Consider the following 17,202-nt stretch of genomic DNA (forward strand, 5'->3'; position numbering starts at 1 on the left):
CGTTAACTTTGTTGCTTTTACAGCCAAAAGTAAAAATCGGCATTTGGATTTTTACGAGTTTACTGCATTCCCTAATCAGAAACCTCCTCGATAAGAGCTCGAATTTAAGAAAAATAGCGGAATGTAAACTTGGTTCGGAAACAACAATTTATCCGAAAACAGCCATTTTTAAAACTTATACGTCCAGAAACGTTCATTGTTGAGCCAGGCCAGAGTTTTTGGATCCTTCTCTTTTAGCTTTTCTGCCATTTCAGCGAGCATCAGCTCTGTCTGGGAGCGGTGTGCCCGGATTGCATCAAGCTTAATATCAGAAACGGCACTGATATCATGGACTATATCTGGCTGTCCCAATTCTTCGACACAATTTCGTGAGAACGCTACGCAATGAAGCTTCGGTCTGTCTGCTTCAGGAATTTTTTCGACTGCGCGCACCACTGCCGCACCAGTTGCTTCATGGTCCGGATGGACTGAGTAGCCTGGGTAGAAGGTGATGACCAGAGAAGGGTTCAATTCCGTGATTAGTGAGGACATTAGATTGGTCAATTTATTCTCATCCTCAAATTCAATTGTTTTGTCACGGAATCCCAGCATTCTCAAGTCAGAAATACCGAGTGCACGGACTGCGTCCTTTAATTCTTGTTTGCGTATAGCAGAAAGTGTTTCCCGGTTCGCAAACGGAGGGTTGCCCATATTGCGGCCCATCTGCCCCAGCGTTAAACAGGCATATGTGACAGGCGTTCCCATATTTATATAGGATGCAATCGTGCCGGAAACACCGAATGCCTCATCATCAGGATGAGGGAACACGACTAGTACATGTCTTTCTTTTTCCAACGTAAATTCTCCCCTTTCAGTAGCCTGTTCGAAGCCAATTGTTCATTAGTCGAAAGGTGTTTCGCTTATTTGCAGGGCGACGGCAAGCTTGCCGTTAAAATCATGGCCTGCCAGCAGCAGCCTTCCTTTGCCATCTATTTCAAAATGAGTGATTCCTTCAGCATAAACCCAGCCAAATGGTATTTTCAATCCAGTACGAAAAGGTCCTTCACCCGTAATCTTCGCACGTTCATATGTAACCTTCGCATTGCGGATATAAGCTCCCGACGAGAAGAATGACTCGTTGTTATGGGAAGCGTACGCCCCATTTGTTGTTTCCAAATGAATATAAACCTCTTTATCCTTAAAGCGATCCAACGCCTCCTGGACTTCATGCAGTATAACCGGATCCATCTCCAATCCTCCTTCCGGGAAATTACGGCCGCCATAATAAGCTGGCTTCATCCCAAATTTGAATATTTTATTTTAGCCTAATGAACGGGCTCTATGTTTAAAATGGATATACCTATATTACTAAAAAATTCTTCTGAAAGCGAAATGTACGCTTGTAGAGAATGAAATATAAAAAAGGATGGCGGCCGCCATCCTTTTTTTATCTTTTTATTCGCCTCTGTTGCCATTCGCAAACTTGTTGTACGCAAGGTGCGCAGTTGGCCCTACATATTCATTCAGCCTGAAGCCGTGCTTGATGGCTTCGGTGATAAAGTCCTTCGCTACAGCCACTGCTTCATGGACTGTTTTGCCTTTTGCAAGCTGTGCAGTGATGGCAGATGCGAATGTACAGCCAGCGCCATGTGTAAAGCTTGTTTCGACTTTTTCAGATTCGAAAAGAGTGAAGTCTTTTCCATCATAAAGAAGGTCGACTGCCTTTTCGTGATTCAGCTTATTGCCGCCTTTGATCATGACATACTTTGCACCAAGGTCACTGATCTTGACCGCTGCTTCCTTCATATCATCAATTGTGCGGATTGGTCCAGTCTGTGCCAGCTGCCATGCTTCGAACAGGTTCGGGGTGACAACCGTTGCCCGTGGAAGAAGCAATTCTCTCATTGCATCTGTGTTTTCAGGCATAAGAACTTCGTCTTCTCCTTTGCACACCATAACTGGGTCGATGACCACTCTGTCCAGTTCATGCTCGTCGATTTTGCGGGCGGCTAGCTCGATGATTTCGACTGTTCCAAGCATTCCCGTTTTCATTGCGTCTATTCCTACTGACAGGATTGTTTCAAGCTGTTTTTCAACCAGATCAACGGGTTGAGGAAAAACTTCATGGTGCCAATGTTTTTTAGGGTCCATAGTCACGATTGTCGTTAGGGCTGTCATGCCATAAACTCCAAGCTCCTGGAATGTCTTCAGGTCAGCCTGGATGCCAGCTCCGCCGCTTGTATCAGATCCTGCGAGTGTCAATACCTTTTTTAAAGTCATTTTAAAGCCTCCATTTCAAAAAGTGGCGACTGCCCTGTAATTTCCCCGAATTGTATCGGGTGCTGTTACAGCCGGCGGTCCCCTTTGTCATCACTTGTTTATGATTATACCAATTCCAATGGATTAGACAAAGATTGTAGCTTATTTTTAGTCAGTAAAATACAGTTTGGGAAAAATTAACTTATGGCGATTTTGTGGCATTAGCACGTTGACGTGATGAAAGTTACTGAGGGATAAATTGAATTCGTTTAGGATGAGGTATGGGAAATTCGGCTTAGCCAAGAAAAAGGGTTTTTTCGTAACCAGAAAATCTTGACTTCGTAGTTTGTTAAAGAAATAGACAATTTTCATCTATATTATTGTAACAATTGAAGCGGTTACAAACTCGGTTTTTCCAGTAAATTAAAGGCATAGGGGTATTAACCCTTTTTGCATAGTGGAATGTTTTTTTAATATAACAATTAACCAGACTGTGAGAATAATAACAGTCTTTTGATTCCATAGTCATTAAGATGGATGGATGGAAATCGATTGTTGCACCGTATCCCATAGGATTATTGACCAGATAAGGGGTGGAGAAAATGATCAAGAAAGGCTGTCCCGAAGAATATCCAATCAGCCTGAAACTGAACGGATATGAAATCGCTGTTTTCCAGCTGACCAATCAGGACCTTGAAGACTGGGTGTATGGCTACCTTTTTTCCGAAGGATTGATTGACAGGGCTGAAGATGTTGTCAGCGTTGATTTTAATGAAAAAGCTGGAACATTGAATGTGGGTCTGTGCAATTCTTTTGATCCTGAACAAATGTTTTCGAAGAAGAAGCATTATACAGCTGGCTGCGGCCGTGGAGTGACCTTCTTTTCGATGACGGATGTAAAGAAATTCAACAAAGTGAATTCCGATGAAACTTATTCGCTGACATATTTGTTAAAAAAACGGGCTGAATTTGCCCAGAATTCGCCGCTGTACCTGGAAACAGGAGGCATGCATGGCGCCTGCATCATCCTTGAGGATGGCAGCATTGAGGTCCGTGAAGACATCGGCAGGCATAATGCCGTAGATAAAATCATTGGCCATGCAATACGTAAGCGTTTGCAGCCTGACCGGCTTGTCCTGCTGACGACCGGTAGGGTTTCATATGAAATGCTCTCAAAAGCAGCAAAGTTTGGTTTTGCCGTCATTGGCTCACGCACTGCGGCCACAAAGCAGGCCGTTCAATTAGCCCGGTTCCTGAACATTGAGGTTGTTGGTTACTTGCGCGGGAAAATGGCGACAGTCTATACATCGGCCGGGAGAATCAATGATGATTTAAACCCGCCGGCTGCTGCAGAGGATCTACTTGAAAGGGGGGAAGCCCAGCAAGTATTGAATTAATGCTACCTGTGGGATTAGGGATGTTCATAGCAACTATTGGGAAGGAGAGAGAGAGATGGTTGAAATCAACCTGAATCGCCGGCAGTTCTTGAAGCTGTCAGGTGCCACTGCGGCTACCCTGGCGGTTGTCGAGCTAGGCTTCAATGAAAATGAAGTCCAAGCGAAAACAAAAGAATTCAAGATTGCCAAAGCTACTGTTACACCAACCATTTGTCCATACTGCGCTGTGGGCTGCGGAATTTTAGTCCATACGAAAAACAATGATGTGGTATATACGGAAGGGGATCCGGATCATCCCATCAATGAAGGAAGTCTTTGCAGTAAAGGGACGACGATCAGACAATTATTCACTTCAGAGAAACGAGTCATGAAGCCGCGCTATCGCGCTCCTGGAAGCAATAAGTGGGAAGAAAAAGATTGGGGATGGATGCTTGATACCATTGCCAAACGTGTGAAGGAAACACGCGACAAAACATTCGTGGAAAAATCAAACGGAGTGTTTGTCAATAAAACAGAGGCAATTGCCAGCCTAGGCGGTGCAGCTCTTGACAATGAAGAGACGTATCTGCTAGCTAAAATGATGAGAGGGCTTGGTGTCACTTATTTAGAGCACCAGGCACGAATATGACATAGTTCTACGGTTGCCGGTCTGGCACCTACATTTGGTCGTGGAGCAATGACTAACCATTGGAATGATCTGCAGCATACCGATTGTGCGTTGATCATTGGAGCAAACCCTGCTGAAAACCATCCGGTCAGTTTCAGATGGTTATTGAAGGCAAGGGAAAACGGAGGCAAAATTCTGTCTGTCGATCCGCGTTTTACAAGAACGTCTTCACAGGCTGACATTTATGCTCCGCTTCGTTCGGGATCTGATATTTCATTTATCGGTGGAATGATCAATTACGCAATTGAAAATAATCTTTTCCACAAAGAGTATGTTGCTAAATATACAAATGCATCCTTCATCGTCAAGGAAGGATTCGACTTTAAGGACGGCTTGTTCAGTGGATATGATGAAGCAACCCGTGCTTATGATAAGGCAAGCTGGTCATTTGAAACAACTGAAGACGGAAAACCAGAAAAAGATGAGACACTGCAGCATCCAAGATCTGTTTTCCAACTGATGAAAAAGCATTATTCAAGATACGACGTTGATACGGTAACAACGGTAACAGGAACACCTAAGGAAGAGTATATGAAGGTAGCAGAAACCTTCTGCTCAACTGGAAAACCAGGAAGAGCAGGTACCATTTTATATGCAATGGGTACAACGCAGCATACAGTAGGAACTCAAAACGTTCGTTCTTACGCAATGCTTCAACTTCTACTTGGTAACATCGGGATGCCTGGCGGCGGTGTAAACGCACTTCGCGGCGAATCGAACGTTCAAGGCTCAACAGACTTCGGTTTGCTGTTCGGGGACCTTCCGGGATATCTTGGAGCACCAAAAGAGCTGCCTGAACATGCAACACTTGCAGCATATCTGGAAAAAGAAACACCAAAGACAGGCTACTGGAGCAATAAACCTAAGTTTGTTGTCAGCTTATTGAAGGCATGGTATGGACCGAATGCTACAAAAGAAAATGAGTTCTGCTATCAATACATTCCAAAAGGCAACAAGAATTACTCCCATATTGCGCTCTTCAATGCGATGTACAAAGGCGAGCTGCAAGGTGCATTCCTGTTTGGAACAAATCCTGTTGTAGGCGGGCCGAATGCAGGCAAAGAAAAAGAAGCTCTCAGCAACCTTGATTGGCTCGTGGCTATTGATCTTTGGGAAACAGAGACTGCATCATTCTGGCAAAAAGAAGCGGGCAGCGACCCATCAAAGATCAATACAGAAGTATTCCTGCTTCCGGCAGCATCTTCTTATGAAAAAGAAGGAACCGTTTCAAACAGCGGGCGCTGGATGCAATACCGCTGGAAGGCGATTGAACCTAAAGGTGAAGCAAAAGCAGATATGGAAATCATCCATATGCTGATGCGGCGCCTGAAGGGAATGTATAAAAACGAGGGTTCACCTGCAGCAAAAGCAATGAACGCATTGTATTGGAATTATGGTGAACATGACCATCCTGAATTCGACCTCGTTGCCAGGGAAATCAACGGCTACTACACACAAACAGGCAAACAGGTTGAAAACTTCGGAATGCTTGCTGATGACGGATCTACTTGCTCCGGCAACTGGATTTATTCTGGATTCTATCCTGAAGAAGGCAACTTGTCTAAGCGCCGTGACAACAAAGACACAGGAATGGGCAACTTCCTGAACTGGTCATATGCATGGCCGATGAACCGCCGCGTTCTTTACAATCGTGCTTCTGCCGATCCAAGCGGAAAGCCATGGAATAAGGATAAGGCTGTCATCTGGTGGGATGCTGCTGCAAAAAAATGGACTGGAAACGATGTTCCAGACTTTAAAGCAATCGTAGCGCCTTCCGATCCAGGCGGAACGAACCCATTCATCATGACAAAGGATGGAGTTGGCGGCATGTTTGCTCCAACCCTGAACGACGGACCGTTCCCAGAGCACTATGAGCCGTTTGAAAGCCCAGTGCCGAATGCGTTCTCAAGCCAGGAATTCAATCCGACAATCAAGGTTTGGGATGGTGACTTCAACCTTAAAGGAACGAAGAAACAATTCCCAATCGTAGCGACGACTTACCGTGTAAGTGAACATTGGCAGTCCGGATCGATGACACGGAACCAGCAATGGCTATCAGAGCTGGCTGGCCATATGTACATCGAAATGAGCGAAGAGCTTGCGAAGGAAAAAGGCATCAAGAATAAAGATAAGGTCATCGTTACATCCGCCCGCGGAGAGGTCAAAGCGTACGCGATGGTGACAAAGCGCTTCAAGCCGCATACGATCAATGGCAAGATAGTACACCAGATCGGAATGCCTTGGCACTTCGGATATAAAGGATATGCAACAGGGGATACAGCAAACCGCTTAACACCTCATATCGGGGACGCAAATACGATGATTCCTGAATATAAGGCATTCCTCTGCAACGTAAGGAGGGCTGACTAATGGCAAAGGCGGAGTATGTAAAGTTTGTAGACGTAACCAAGTGTGACGGCTGCCGCGCCTGTATGGTCGCCTGCAAAAACTGGAACGACCTTCCGGCTGAACCGGAAGCTTTCCAGGGCAGCGTCCAGTCACATGCGAATGTAACGGCGAATACATGGAACGTGTTGTCATTCATTGAACACGAAAACGGAAAAGGCAATCTTGAATACCTTTTCCGCCATTCGTCCTGTTTCCATTGCTCTGAAGCAGCCTGTGTTAAGGTTTGCCCTGAGGATGCAATGCACTACACAGAATTTGGCACTGTCGACGTAAACGCAGATAAGTGCGTAGGCTGCGGCTATTGTGTGCAGAACTGCCCATTTGATGTCGTTCAATTGGCAACCTACAAAGACAAGAACGGCAAGGAGTACAAGAAGGCTCAAAAGTGCACGATGTGCGTCGATCGCCTTGAAGAAGGCATGCAGCCTGCTTGTGTCACAACCTGCCATACAGATGCAATGGAATTCGGAACAAAAGAAGAAATGCTTAAGAAAGCTGAAAAGCGTCTGGGCGAAATCAAGGAAAGATTCCCTAACGCCATGATTTACAACCCAGAAGGAGTCGGCGGAACACATACAGTCTATGTGCTTGCAGAAAAGCCATCTGTTTATGGATTGCCTGAAAAGCCAAAGGTTCCGACATCAGCGGTTGTCTGGAAGGATTACGCACAGCCAATCGGCAAGATGATGCTTGGAGCGACAAGCATGGCGCTAGTAGGTGCTTTCGTATCCAATAAGTTATTCAATAAAGAAGGCAAGGACCATGAAGAGGATGGAGGTGGCAGCCATGAGTAACACGCAGTATTCAGGTGTGAAGGTAAAGCGATTCTCGAAAGGCTTTGTAATTTCACATGCTGTGAACGCCATTTCATTCTTTGCGCTGTATATCACGGCCCTGCCAATGTATACAGAGTGGTTTGACTGGCTTTATCCGGTACTGGGCGGACCAGAAGGAGCACGCCTGCTACACAGGATTTTCGCGATTGCCTTCATTACACCTACTTTCATCTGGCTGATCATGGATCCAAAGGGCTTCCTGCGCTGGGGAAAAGAGCTTGTTACCTGGAAAAAGCGAGATATCCAGTTTTTCACTGAATTCGTAAAGGAACTGTTCGGATTCAAATTCAAGCATGTTAAACAAACCTTCTTTAATGCTGGTGAAAAAATCAACTCGATTATCCAAATCCTTACTGCGGTTCTGATCATCGGTTCCGGCTTCCCAATGTGGTTCCCGGCCCTGTTCCCGAAGGTAATGGTCCAGTGGGCATATGTCGCGCACAATGTCGGCTTCGGCTTGGCCATCGCGGTAGTAGTCGGCCATATTTACCTGAGTGTCATCCACAAAAACTCAAGACCAGGATACACTGGCGTCATTACAGGTGAGGTTCCGGCAGAGTGGGCAAAGGAACACTATACAGAGTGGTATGAAGAAGAAGTCAAAAAAGGCAACTTCCCAGACCTCGATAAAAACAAGAACAAGAAAAAAGGCGCTTAACACTTTTCTTTTAGACCTTTAATAAAGGGAATGGCTGCCCAGCCCGGGCTCCATTCCCTTCAAAATTTAGATCGAGGCTGTTTTTACATTACAAAAAGAGCTTAGATTAATATTGAAAGAGGGGCTTCAGCAATGAAAAAGTCGGTTGTCTCAAAAGAGTACCAGAAATTGCAGAAGGATATCATCAGATTGCAGGAACAATGGAAGACTTCCCTGGATCCTGACTGTATCCGACCAAACCATGATAAAGCGGCAATGGAGGCGGGTGTGCCTGTCACTGCTTTAGCGGCTATTGACTTTGATATTTCCCTATTCTTACAGTGGATAGAGGATATAGGCGAGCTTTTATCGAAGTATCAACCAGAGCTCGAGAAAGTGATGGAGTCTATTAAAAAATTATTAGATGAAGAAACAGCTAAAAGATGGATCGATGAAGCTTTTGCTTTTAACCATATATATTTTGCTAGTTTTGCAGAAGAAAATGAAGTTGATGAATGGATCCCGCAATTTCTTGCCGAAACGTTGCTGCGTCCATATTTGCAGCTCACCGCCGAAAAGGTCCAGGATGAGATACAATATGGAGTGCATGGCGCTGGCTGCCCAGTTTGCGGAGAACCGGTGCGCCTTGCACAGCTTGAAGATGGAGGAAAGAAGGTCCTTCACTGCCCGCGCTGCCTTGCTCACTGGCATGATAAGCGCATCACCTGCTCACATTGCGGCAATGAAGATCACGAAACAGTGCAGTTCCTGACAATCGAAGGGGATGCTGCTGCACAGATCCAGGTTTGTGAGGAATGCAAGGGTTATACTAAGGTTATTGATACAAGGCAGTATATTGTGAAGCCAACGTCAGCGATGCTTGACTTGAATACGATCCACCTCGATTTTGTGGCCCAGGAGAATGGTTACAAATCGGCAGGAGAAACAAAACAGACAAATTAAAAGAAGGTGCTGTGGGATGAAAGCCGGAGCGATCATTTTATCAGGCGGTAAATCTAGCAGGATGGGAACGAACAAGGCTCTCCTGAAATTTCACGAAAAAACGAATATTGAGAGAATTAAGGATGAGCTAAAGCACGTATTCGATGATATAATTCTAGTAACGAATGATCCTGAAACCTATCAGTTTTTAAATATAAAAACGGTTACTGACCAATATCCGGGTTCCGGTCCGCTGGCGGGAATCCACGCCGGGCTTGAGGCATCTGACTACGAAGAGAATTTTGTCGTTGCCTGTGACATGCCGTTTGTATCGGCAGAGCTGGCCTCAAGCCTTGTAAAAGCGCTGAAGCACCATGATGCAGTCGTGCCGGTAAGCGACGGGAGACAGCATCCGCTTTTTGCAGCTTATCAAAAAAGGGTCGCAGGCGATGCAAAAGCTTGTATCGAAGAGGGCACTTTAAGATTGAAGCATATGCTCGAGAACCTGAATGTGCGTTATTTGGCTGAGGAAGATTTACGGCTTTATTGCGAGCGCAGCCTGGAACGCGTCTTTTTCAATATGAATCGTCCTGAAGAATATGAAGATGCGAAGAAATGGGCAGAATCCGGAGAATAGTTTTCAGGTGCTAGAAAGGAAGTTAGGCAGCATGCAATTTTTCAAAGTGAAAACAGTTGAGGAGACCTTTGCGCTAATTGATGAAAAAATCGGCAAGATCAAAGAAACCGAGATTCGTCCGCTCGATGATGCGCTTCATTACATCCTGGCAGAGGATGTGACAGCGGAAGAGAATGTCCCGGGTTTTGACCGGTCAACTGTCGATGGCTATGCCGTCATCGCCAAGGACACCTATGGTTCAGCCGAATCAATGCCAGGCTTTTTGAATGTTGCCGGCGAAGTCCATATGGGCGAAGAAGCTGTAAAGCCGGTTGGCAGAGGAGAGGCGATTTATGTTCCGACAGGCGGGATGCTCCCGCCAGGCAGCGACAGTGTGCTGATGATCGAGCATTGCGAGGAAATCGGCGGCCTCTTGAATACGTATAAGCAGATTGCGCCAGGCGAGAATGTCATTCGTGCTGGTGAGGACATCAAAGCGGGCGAAGTGCTATTATCCGAAGGTTCAAAACTGCGGCCGCAGGAGCTTGGGGCACTGGCGGCACTTGGTATTTCTGAGGTGAAAGTCTACCGGAAGCTGAAAGCTGCGTACCTTTCTTCAGGGGACGAAATCGTTCCTTATGAAACGAAAACACTTGAAACTGGACAGATTCGCGATATAAATTACTTAACCGTCAAGGGCCTTGTCAATGAGTGGGACATCGATCTCATCTATGGCGGCATTACGCGCGATGATTATCAGGAGTTCTCCAGGAAAGCCCGTGAATTGTACGAACAGTCCGACTGCCTTATCCTATCCGGCGGTAGTTCTGTCGGCACAAAGGACTTTACGACAGAGGTCATCCAATCGCTCGGTGATCCAGGTGTTTTTGTCCATGGCATTTCCATCAAGCCAGGCAAGCCAACGATTCTGGCAGTCGCGGATGGAAAGCCGGTCATCGGACTGCCTGGGCATCCAGCTTCAGCGATGATTATCTTCAAGCTGTTTGGCGAACGGGTTTTCAGAAGACTGAAGGGCGAAAAAATTGAACATAAGCCTGAACGGATTTTTGCCCGGATTGTAAAAAATATCGCATCCTCACCAGGTAGGTCTGACTACATCAGGGTCAGGCTCGAGGAGAAGGATGGCGAATGGTGGGCTGAGCCGATCATCGGTAAATCAGGCCTGATAACAACATTAGTAAAAAGCGATGGAATTGTAGAGATTGTTTCCGAAAAAGAGGGGATTTCTCAAGGTGAATACGTTCCAGTAATTTTGACGAGATAGGGGGAGCCGCATCATGGACCGAATACGATACAACCGAAAAATTTATCTTGAAGACAAGCCGCGCGAACAAGCCAGGAATGAAGTTCTGGCCGCGTTTGACCTGCCTCAGGAAAAAGAATGGATCCCGGCTGCCGGCGCCCTTGGCCGCATTACTGCTGAACCTGTTTTCGCCAATGTCTCCATGCCTTTTTACCATGCATCCGCGATGGACGGCATTGCCGTAAATGCTGAGGAAACTTACGAAGCACATGAACAGCGTCCACTCCATTTGAAAAAGGGTGTTCAGTTCGAGTACGTTGATACCGGGAATGCGATCCCGCCGCAATTCAATGCCGTGATCATGGTCGAGAATATCCATGTCGTTGACGAAGATACAATTGAAATCATCGAACCGGCAACACCCTGGCAGCACATTCGCCCGATTGGAGAGGATATCGTCCAGGAGGAAATGCTGTTCACTCAGGGTCATGAATTAAGGCCCGCAGACCTTGGGGCACTTTTGGCTGCCCAGGTTACGGAAGTCCCAGTCGTCAAAAAGCCGCTCGTTACGATCATCCCGACCGGAAACGAACTCGTCAGTGCCAATACTTCATTGTCTTCAGGCAGGATCATTGAATTCAATGGCACCGTTTTCAGCGCGTATGTTGAAGATTGGGGCGGCAAGCCTTATCTTCATCCAATCGTGAAGGATGAGCCGGAAAAGATTAAAGAAGCTTTACTGAATGCAGTTGAAACTTCTGACATCGTTGTCATCAATGCAGGCTCATCGGCAGGCTCAAAAGATTATACCGTGCATATCCTCGAGGAGTTAGGCACTGTGTTTACCCACGGCGTTGCAACAAGGCCGGGTAAGCCAGTCATCCTTGGGAAAATCAAAGATAAGGTAGTTGTCGGCGTGCCGGGATATCCAGTTTCAGCTTACTTTGCGCTTGAATGGTTCGTAAGGCCACTGGTTTGCAAATATTTAGGAATACCGGAACCTAAACGTCCGACATTGCAGGTCAAGCTCGGCCGCAGGATCGTCTCCACGATGGGGGCTGAGGACTTTGTCCGAATGAATATCGGCTATGTGAATGGACAATTTGTCGCCAATCCGCTGACACGTGCGGCGGGCGTCACCATGTCGCTTGTTCGCGCAGATGGTTTGCTCGTCGTGCCGCCGGAGGAGTTAGGGTACGAACAGGGAGACATCGTCGAGGTCGAGCTATATAGGCCAGTAGAAGAGATTAAGAACGCAATCGTCTTCAGCGGCAGCCATGATTTGACGATCGATCTGTTGTCATCTCAGTTGAAAAAGCAGCGCACAGACATGAAAATTGTTTCTTCCCATGTTGGCAGCATGGCCGGTTTAATGGCAATCAGAAAAGGGGAAGCCCATGTAGCGGGCATTCATTTGCTTGACCCGGAGACGAAAGAATATAATGTTACCTATGTAAGGAAACTGCTTGCCGGGCAAGACGCAGTCCTTTATCCATTTTTAAAAAGAACGCAAGGCTGGATGCTTCCGAAAGGAAATCCACTTGGAATCGAGAGCGTAAGTGACATTGCCGACAAGGGCGCAGATTACGCCAACAGGCAGAAGGGCGCCGGCACTCGTATATTGTTTGATTTATTGTTAAAAGAAGCAGGCCTGAACGCAGACGAGGTAAACGGCTATGACCGCGAAATGTTTTCACACTTGAGCGTCGCCGCTGAAGTGAAGGGGAATGACAACGCAGCAGGCCTCGGAATCTTCCCGGCAGCAAGGGCAATGGGACTGGATTTCATCCCGGTTGCTGACGAAAACTATGATTTACTGATGACAAAAGCATTTTATGAAAGCGAAAAGGGTATCTGGTTAAGGTCCGTGATCCAATCACAAGCGTTCAAGGACGAAGTCGCAAAGATCGGCGGCTATGCAGTCGTCGAGAATCCAGAGCCGGTTTATTTTTAAGATATTTGTGCTCTAACGGACAAACCGGAGAGAGAAACCGGAAAAAGTGTCCGATAGAAGGGCTCTAACGGACAAACCGGAGAGAGAAACCGGAAAAAGTGTCCGATAAAAGGGCTCTATCGGACAAACCGGGGAGAGAAACTGGAAAAAGTGTCCGATAAAAGGGCTCTAACGGACAAACCGGCGAGAAAAACCGGAAAAAGTGTCCGATAGAAGAGCTCTAACGGACAAACCGGCACAGAACCTGGAGAAAAGTGTCCATTAAAAATTAAATCCTGATCCGGATCAATTTATTGAGGTGATATTGATGAATTATGAAATAGCGAAAGAACCAATCAACGTTCAATCAGTCATTGATAAAGTGGTCCAGCGCGATGCCGGGGCGATCACGACATTCATTGGCACCGTCCGCGAAATGACGAAGGGCAAGAAGACCCTTTATCTTATATACGATGCATACGAACCGATGGCAGTCAAAAAGCTCGAGCAGATCGGAACAGAAATCCAGGAGCGCTGGAATGGAGCCCAGGTTGCGATTACTCACCGTGTCGGCAGACTCGACATCACCGACATCGCGGTTGTCATTGCCGTTTCAACGCCACATCGAAATGATGCGTATGAAGCGAACCGATACGCCATCGAGCGCATCAAGGAAATCGTGCCAATCTGGAAAAAAGAACATTGGGAAGACGGCCAGGAATGGATTGGCAATCAACTAGAAACTGTCCCATATCCGACAGGAAAACCGGAGGAGAAGGATCTCAATGAATAAAGTATTATTCTTTGCCCATTTGCGAGATGAAGCAGGCCATGAATCAGTCGAAATCGAAGCAGCTGGTAAAACAGTTGCCGAGTTAAAGCAAATCATTGCAGAAAAATATGGAGTACAGAAACTAGATACTTCGATGACAGCCATCAATGAAGAATTCTCTTCAAACGATGAAGTCATCAATGAGGGAGATACTGTCGCCTTCATTCCGCCAGTATCTGGCGGCTGATTAAAATAGTATGGTTCAGCGCCTTGTTCCACTGGCACGATGGCTGCCTGCGGTCTTGGCGCTTGTATTTTTATTCGAGATAATCCTGAACTTTGAGGAGGGATGCCCCATGTCAGAAAGATATTCACGCCAGACGCTGTTTCCTCCTATCGGCAAAGCAGGACAGGAAAAAATCCGCAGCAAGCATGTGCTGATGATCGGAGCCGGCGCGCTCGGATCTGGCAATGCTGAGCTATTGGTGAGAGCCGGGATAGGGCGGCTGACCATTGTCGATCGCGATTATGTTGAAGCAAGCAATCTGCAGCGCCAGCAGCTATATACGGAAGAAGACGTTGCCGATAAGCTTCCAAAGGCCGCTGCGGCGGAAAAAAGGCTCCAAGCAATTAATTCGGAAGTTGATCTCCGTGCTTATATTGCCGATGCGACGCCGGAAAAATTAGCTGAACTGGCAGATGGCGTTGATTTGATCATCGATGCCACTGATAATTTTGAAACAAGAATGGCAATAAACGATATTTCACAAAAATATAGAATTCCATGGATTTACGGTGCGTGTGTCGGCAGCTTCGGCATGAGTTTTTCGATTATTCCCGGCAAGACACCATGCCTGAATTGCCTGCTGAAAACTGTTCCATTGCAGGGGATGACTTGTGATACGGGCGGAATAATCGGACCTGCCGTCCAAATGGTCATTGCCCATCAGGGAGCGGAAGCACTGAAAATTCTCGTAGAGGACTGGGATGCGGTCAGAACATCCTTCGTTAGCTTTGATTTGTGGCGGAACCAATACACAAGCATGAAAATGTCAAAAGCGAAGGATCCAGGCTGCCTATCCTGCGGCGAGCATCCTGAATATCCATATTTGGACGCGGAGAACATGACGAAGACGACAGTTCTTTGCGGCCGGGATACAGTGCAGATCAGGCCTCCTAAACAACAGCAGCTGAATCTGCAGGAAACGGCAGAGAAGATGAAGGATTTAGGCTATCAGGTCAAAGGAAATCCATACCTGGTGTCTGTTGAAATGGACGACCACCGGATGGTCATTTTCCAGGATGGACGAGCGCTGATACATGGAACAAAGGACCTTGCCCATGCACGCAGTATTTACCAGAGGTTTTTTGGGTAAAGCTTCTTCTGTAAAACTTCCAATTTTTACACCTGAAAGTAAATTTGGCTTTTCAGACACAGTCCGAAAAGAGCTCAAAACTAGGCAAAAAACAATATCGAGAAGCACGCGCAAACCCCCTGCCTATAGGCAGGGGGTTTCTATATAAACGATCACCGTGGATCGGTTATGCTTTTGCGTGGAAGAAATTTACTTAACATCGTCAGTAGCCACTAACACTAGACGGCCTTTGTCCAATTCCATTTCATACTGCTCTGCCTCTTGCTTTGAAAGGCCAAGAGATTCGAACTTGTTACGAAGCTCATCTCCGCGGGATTTGAACATGTTCCCGATGGAATCGAAGAAGCCTTGCTCCTTGAAGCCTACTCCGCCTGTTTCAGTAGCATCAGTTAAATGCTCACTGCGGTTTTCGTCATGTGCGAAAATATAGATGTTTTCTTTGCCGAAACCAGCAGCTTCCAGTGAGCCGATTTTTTCCGTTGCCTGTACGCCGTTTTCAACTACTTCTACTTTTAACATAGTATCTTCCTCCTTAAAATGTGTTTAACTATACTAGGTGGGAAAACATTTTTTGCTTTCCGCGTCTACAGTATATATATAACCGTTCTTAGGTCTATTAAACATGAACGCTAATGTTCAAACTATTCTCTATCCTTATGTGCCTATTTTAAAAAAAACGGGTAGATTGATAGAGATGAAAGGAGATGATTCCAGATGGCACTCTTAAATAATGGCTGGGCTCCGCTTTTAGCGGAAGAATTCGAAAAAGCCTATTATCTGGAGTTAAGAGAATTTTTAACAGAAGAATACGCGAATGAAACAGTATATCCTGAACAAGATGATATATTTAATGCTTTGCGGTATACCGATTATGAAGATGTCAAAGTCGTGATTTTAGGACAGGATCCTTACCACGGGCCAGGGCAGGCTCATGGGTTAAGTTTTTCAGTTAAGCCCGGAGTAGCAATACCGCCTTCGCTGCGGAATATATTCAAGGAACTGAACGCAGACCTTGGCTGCCAAATTCCCGATAATGGCTATTTGAAAAAATGGGCCGGCCAAGGCGTTATGCTGTTGAATACAGTCCTGACGGTGAGGAAAGGGGAAGCGAACTCACACAAGGGAAAAGGCTGGGAGATCTTCACCGACAAAGTCATCACCTTGATGAATGAACGCGAAAAGCCAGTCATCTTCATCCTCTGGGGCAAACCGGCACAAAGCAAACTTAAGCTTATCGATGAAAGCAAACATAAAATCATCATGTCCGTTCACCCAAGCCCTCTGTCAGCGAGAAGAGGTTTCTTCGGCAGCAAGCCATTTTCCAAAGTGAATGAAATTTTACAGAAGCAAGGCGATCAGGAGATTGATTGGCAAATTGAAAATATGGAAGAATAACAGCTCTGGGAAACCAGAGTTTTTTACATTCAGATCCATGAATTCGTAAGGTTCTTTTCGTAAACTTTGTGGCGATCTCAATCAAAAGGAAAAATCGGCTTCTGGATTTTTACGAGTTTTAAAGCTTGCCCAGTTCAAAAACCTATTCGAAAGGAGCTCCAAGGCAAGAGAAATACGGCATGAGAAATGGGTACGAAAACAACAATCTATACGAAAACAGCCATTCGTAAAAATCGACATGTTCCACGTGGAACTGACATCATTTTTTCTCTGTGGTCGAAAAAATATAATAATTGATGTAGAATAAAACGGAATAAATAAATGGTTAGAAGGATTGGATTTACATAAATAACTGGATTCATGGAGGTGAATGCATGGAGATTTCATTGCGGAAATTATTATTGAAGATGGAAGAGGAATTAAGGCTTGCCAAATCGGCAGAATCCGAAACCGCACAGCGAGAACGGATCCATTCAATCAAGACATTGTGCGAGCTTGTACTGGATGAACCGGTGCAGAATGGAGCAGGGAAGGCCGGTTACAGCAATGCCGCTACGCAGGCTGCTCCGCAATACGCTGCTGCAGTCCAGCCGAGCATCCCGCAGCATCAGATGCCTGTAAGCCAGCCATCACCAATGATGCCCCAGCCAAGGAAGCTTGAAATGGAAGATAACGTAAACGGCGATTCACTGTTCGATTTTTAACAAAAAAATGAGGTGT

17 protein-coding genes are annotated in these 17,202 nt (G+C 46.1%); 13 read left to right on the forward strand and 4 right to left on the reverse strand.

What is annotated here, in order from left to right; all coding sequences use genetic code 11:
- Positions 1-168 precede the first annotated feature (168 nt).
- From bshB2 to pdxK, 3 genes are all read right to left on the reverse strand, one after another.
- A complete protein-coding gene (gene bshB2 / locus M3204_RS08980; protein ID WP_251480884.1) occupies positions 169-834 on the reverse strand; it encodes a bacillithiol biosynthesis deacetylase BshB2 in 666 nt (221 codons plus the stop codon).
- Positions 835-879: 45 nt separating this feature from the next.
- Positions 880-1,227, reverse strand: coding sequence for a YojF family protein (locus M3204_RS08985; protein WP_251480885.1), 348 nt, complete (start codon positions 1,225-1,227; stop codon positions 880-882).
- 207 nt (positions 1,228-1,434) lie between these two features.
- The gene (gene pdxK / locus M3204_RS08990) at positions 1,435-2,259 is read right to left on the reverse strand and encodes a pyridoxine/pyridoxal/pyridoxamine kinase (RefSeq protein WP_251480886.1); all 825 of its coding nucleotides are present in this window, start codon (positions 2,257-2,259) and stop codon (positions 1,435-1,437) included.
- Between the two features lie 581 nt (positions 2,260-2,840).
- Between pdxK and fdhD the strand changes: the two genes are divergently transcribed.
- From fdhD to M3204_RS09045, 11 genes are all read left to right on the forward strand, one after another.
- Entirely contained in the window at positions 2,841-3,635 is a 795-nt protein-coding gene (fdhD, locus tag M3204_RS08995) for a formate dehydrogenase accessory sulfurtransferase FdhD (RefSeq protein WP_251480887.1), read from the forward strand.
- Positions 3,636-3,699: 64 nt separating this feature from the next.
- Positions 3,700-6,672 carry a formate dehydrogenase-N subunit alpha gene (gene fdnG / locus M3204_RS09000; protein WP_251481044.1) on the forward strand — a complete coding sequence of 991 codons (2,973 nt, stop codon included), beginning with the start codon at positions 3,700-3,702 and terminating at the stop codon, positions 6,670-6,672.
- On the forward strand, positions 6,672-7,505 hold the full coding sequence (locus tag M3204_RS09005; protein ID WP_251480888.1) for a 4Fe-4S dicluster domain-containing protein: 834 nt from the start codon (positions 6,672-6,674) through the stop codon (positions 7,503-7,505). Before fdnG ends, M3204_RS09005 begins: the two co-directional genes overlap by 1 nt.
- Complete coding sequence (locus tag M3204_RS09010; RefSeq protein ID WP_251480889.1) at positions 7,498-8,205, forward strand: formate dehydrogenase subunit gamma; 708 nt, start codon at positions 7,498-7,500, stop codon at positions 8,203-8,205. The genes M3204_RS09005 and M3204_RS09010 overlap by 8 nt, the downstream gene beginning before the upstream one ends.
- Before the next feature lie 132 nt (positions 8,206-8,337).
- Positions 8,338-9,147, forward strand: coding sequence for a formate dehydrogenase accessory protein FdhE (locus M3204_RS09015; RefSeq protein WP_251480890.1), 810 nt, complete (start codon positions 8,338-8,340; stop codon positions 9,145-9,147).
- A gap of 16 nt (positions 9,148-9,163) precedes the next feature.
- Positions 9,164-9,763 (forward strand): molybdenum cofactor guanylyltransferase, encoded by a 600-nt coding sequence (gene mobA / locus M3204_RS09020; protein ID WP_251480891.1) that lies wholly within the window; start codon positions 9,164-9,166, stop codon positions 9,761-9,763.
- A 31-nt stretch (positions 9,764-9,794) separates the two neighbouring features.
- The gene (locus tag M3204_RS09025) at positions 9,795-11,027 is read left to right on the forward strand and encodes a molybdopterin molybdotransferase MoeA (RefSeq protein WP_251480892.1); all 1,233 of its coding nucleotides are present in this window, start codon (positions 9,795-9,797) and stop codon (positions 11,025-11,027) included.
- A 13-nt stretch (positions 11,028-11,040) separates the two neighbouring features.
- Positions 11,041-12,960 (forward strand): molybdopterin biosynthesis protein, encoded by a 1,920-nt coding sequence (locus M3204_RS09030; RefSeq protein ID WP_251480893.1) that lies wholly within the window; start codon positions 11,041-11,043, stop codon positions 12,958-12,960.
- Positions 12,961-13,267: 307 nt separating this feature from the next.
- The gene (locus M3204_RS09035; protein WP_251480894.1) at positions 13,268-13,732 is read left to right on the forward strand and encodes a molybdenum cofactor biosynthesis protein MoaE; all 465 of its coding nucleotides are present in this window, start codon (positions 13,268-13,270) and stop codon (positions 13,730-13,732) included.
- Positions 13,725-13,958: a molybdopterin converting factor subunit 1 gene (moaD, locus tag M3204_RS09040; RefSeq protein ID WP_251480895.1), complete on the forward strand. Its 234-nt coding sequence runs from the start codon at positions 13,725-13,727 to the stop codon at positions 13,956-13,958. Before M3204_RS09035 ends, moaD begins: the two co-directional genes overlap by 8 nt.
- A gap of 109 nt (positions 13,959-14,067) precedes the next feature.
- A complete protein-coding gene (locus M3204_RS09045; protein ID WP_251480896.1) occupies positions 14,068-15,087 on the forward strand; it encodes a thiazole biosynthesis adenylyltransferase ThiF in 1,020 nt (339 codons plus the stop codon).
- A gap of 189 nt (positions 15,088-15,276) precedes the next feature.
- On the opposite strand, the gene M3204_RS09050 is transcribed toward M3204_RS09045, so the two are convergent.
- A complete protein-coding gene (locus tag M3204_RS09050) occupies positions 15,277-15,606 on the reverse strand; it encodes a general stress protein (RefSeq protein WP_251480897.1) in 330 nt (109 codons plus the stop codon).
- Between the two features lie 195 nt (positions 15,607-15,801).
- On the opposite strand from M3204_RS09050, the gene M3204_RS09055 reads away from it, so the two are divergent.
- Together M3204_RS09055 and M3204_RS09060 are read left to right on the forward strand one after the other, a co-directional pair.
- On the forward strand, positions 15,802-16,482 hold the full coding sequence (locus M3204_RS09055) for a uracil-DNA glycosylase (protein ID WP_251480898.1): 681 nt from the start codon (positions 15,802-15,804) through the stop codon (positions 16,480-16,482).
- Positions 16,483-16,856: 374 nt separating this feature from the next.
- On the forward strand, positions 16,857-17,186 hold the full coding sequence (locus tag M3204_RS09060; RefSeq protein ID WP_251480899.1) for a YwdI family protein: 330 nt from the start codon (positions 16,857-16,859) through the stop codon (positions 17,184-17,186).
- Positions 17,187-17,202: the final 16 nt, after the last annotated feature.

Origin of the sequence: Mesobacillus subterraneus (assembly GCF_023715485.1) — a bacterium.
Taxonomy (GTDB): Bacteria; Bacillota; Bacilli; order Bacillales; family Cytobacillaceae; genus Mesobacillus; species Mesobacillus subterraneus_B.

What these genes read in the sequence shown, in the direction of transcription:
- M3204_RS09045 (WP_251480896.1), top strand. Translation starts at nt 14,068, where the DNA reads ATGTCAGAAAGATATTCACGCCAGACGCTGTTTCCTCCTATCGGCAAA.
- M3204_RS09025 (WP_251480892.1), top strand. Translation starts at nt 9,795, where the DNA reads ATGCAATTTTTCAAAGTGAAAACAGTTGAGGAGACCTTTGCGCTAATT.
- mobA (WP_251480891.1), top strand. Translation starts at nt 9,164, where the DNA reads ATGAAAGCCGGAGCGATCATTTTATCAGGCGGTAAATCTAGCAGGATG.
- fdhD (WP_251480887.1), top strand. Translation starts at nt 2,841, where the DNA reads ATGATCAAGAAAGGCTGTCCCGAAGAATATCCAATCAGCCTGAAACTG.
- M3204_RS09010 (WP_251480889.1), top strand. Translation starts at nt 7,498, where the DNA reads ATGAGTAACACGCAGTATTCAGGTGTGAAGGTAAAGCGATTCTCGAAA.
- M3204_RS09055 (WP_251480898.1), top strand. Translation starts at nt 15,802, where the DNA reads ATGGCACTCTTAAATAATGGCTGGGCTCCGCTTTTAGCGGAAGAATTC.
- M3204_RS09030 (WP_251480893.1), top strand. Translation starts at nt 11,041, where the DNA reads ATGGACCGAATACGATACAACCGAAAAATTTATCTTGAAGACAAGCCG.
- pdxK (WP_251480886.1), bottom strand. Translation starts at nt 2,259, where the DNA reads ATGACTTTAAAAAAGGTATTGACACTCGCAGGATCTGATACAAGCGGC.
- M3204_RS09050 (WP_251480897.1), bottom strand. Translation starts at nt 15,606, where the DNA reads ATGTTAAAAGTAGAAGTAGTTGAAAACGGCGTACAGGCAACGGAAAAA.
- M3204_RS09060 (WP_251480899.1), top strand. Translation starts at nt 16,857, where the DNA reads ATGGAGATTTCATTGCGGAAATTATTATTGAAGATGGAAGAGGAATTA.
- M3204_RS09035 (WP_251480894.1), top strand. Translation starts at nt 13,268, where the DNA reads ATGAATTATGAAATAGCGAAAGAACCAATCAACGTTCAATCAGTCATT.
- M3204_RS09005 (WP_251480888.1), top strand. Translation starts at nt 6,672, where the DNA reads ATGGCAAAGGCGGAGTATGTAAAGTTTGTAGACGTAACCAAGTGTGAC.
- M3204_RS08985 (WP_251480885.1), bottom strand. Translation starts at nt 1,227, where the DNA reads ATGGATCCGGTTATACTGCATGAAGTCCAGGAGGCGTTGGATCGCTTT.
- moaD (WP_251480895.1), top strand. Translation starts at nt 13,725, where the DNA reads ATGAATAAAGTATTATTCTTTGCCCATTTGCGAGATGAAGCAGGCCAT.
- M3204_RS09015 (WP_251480890.1), top strand. Translation starts at nt 8,338, where the DNA reads ATGAAAAAGTCGGTTGTCTCAAAAGAGTACCAGAAATTGCAGAAGGAT.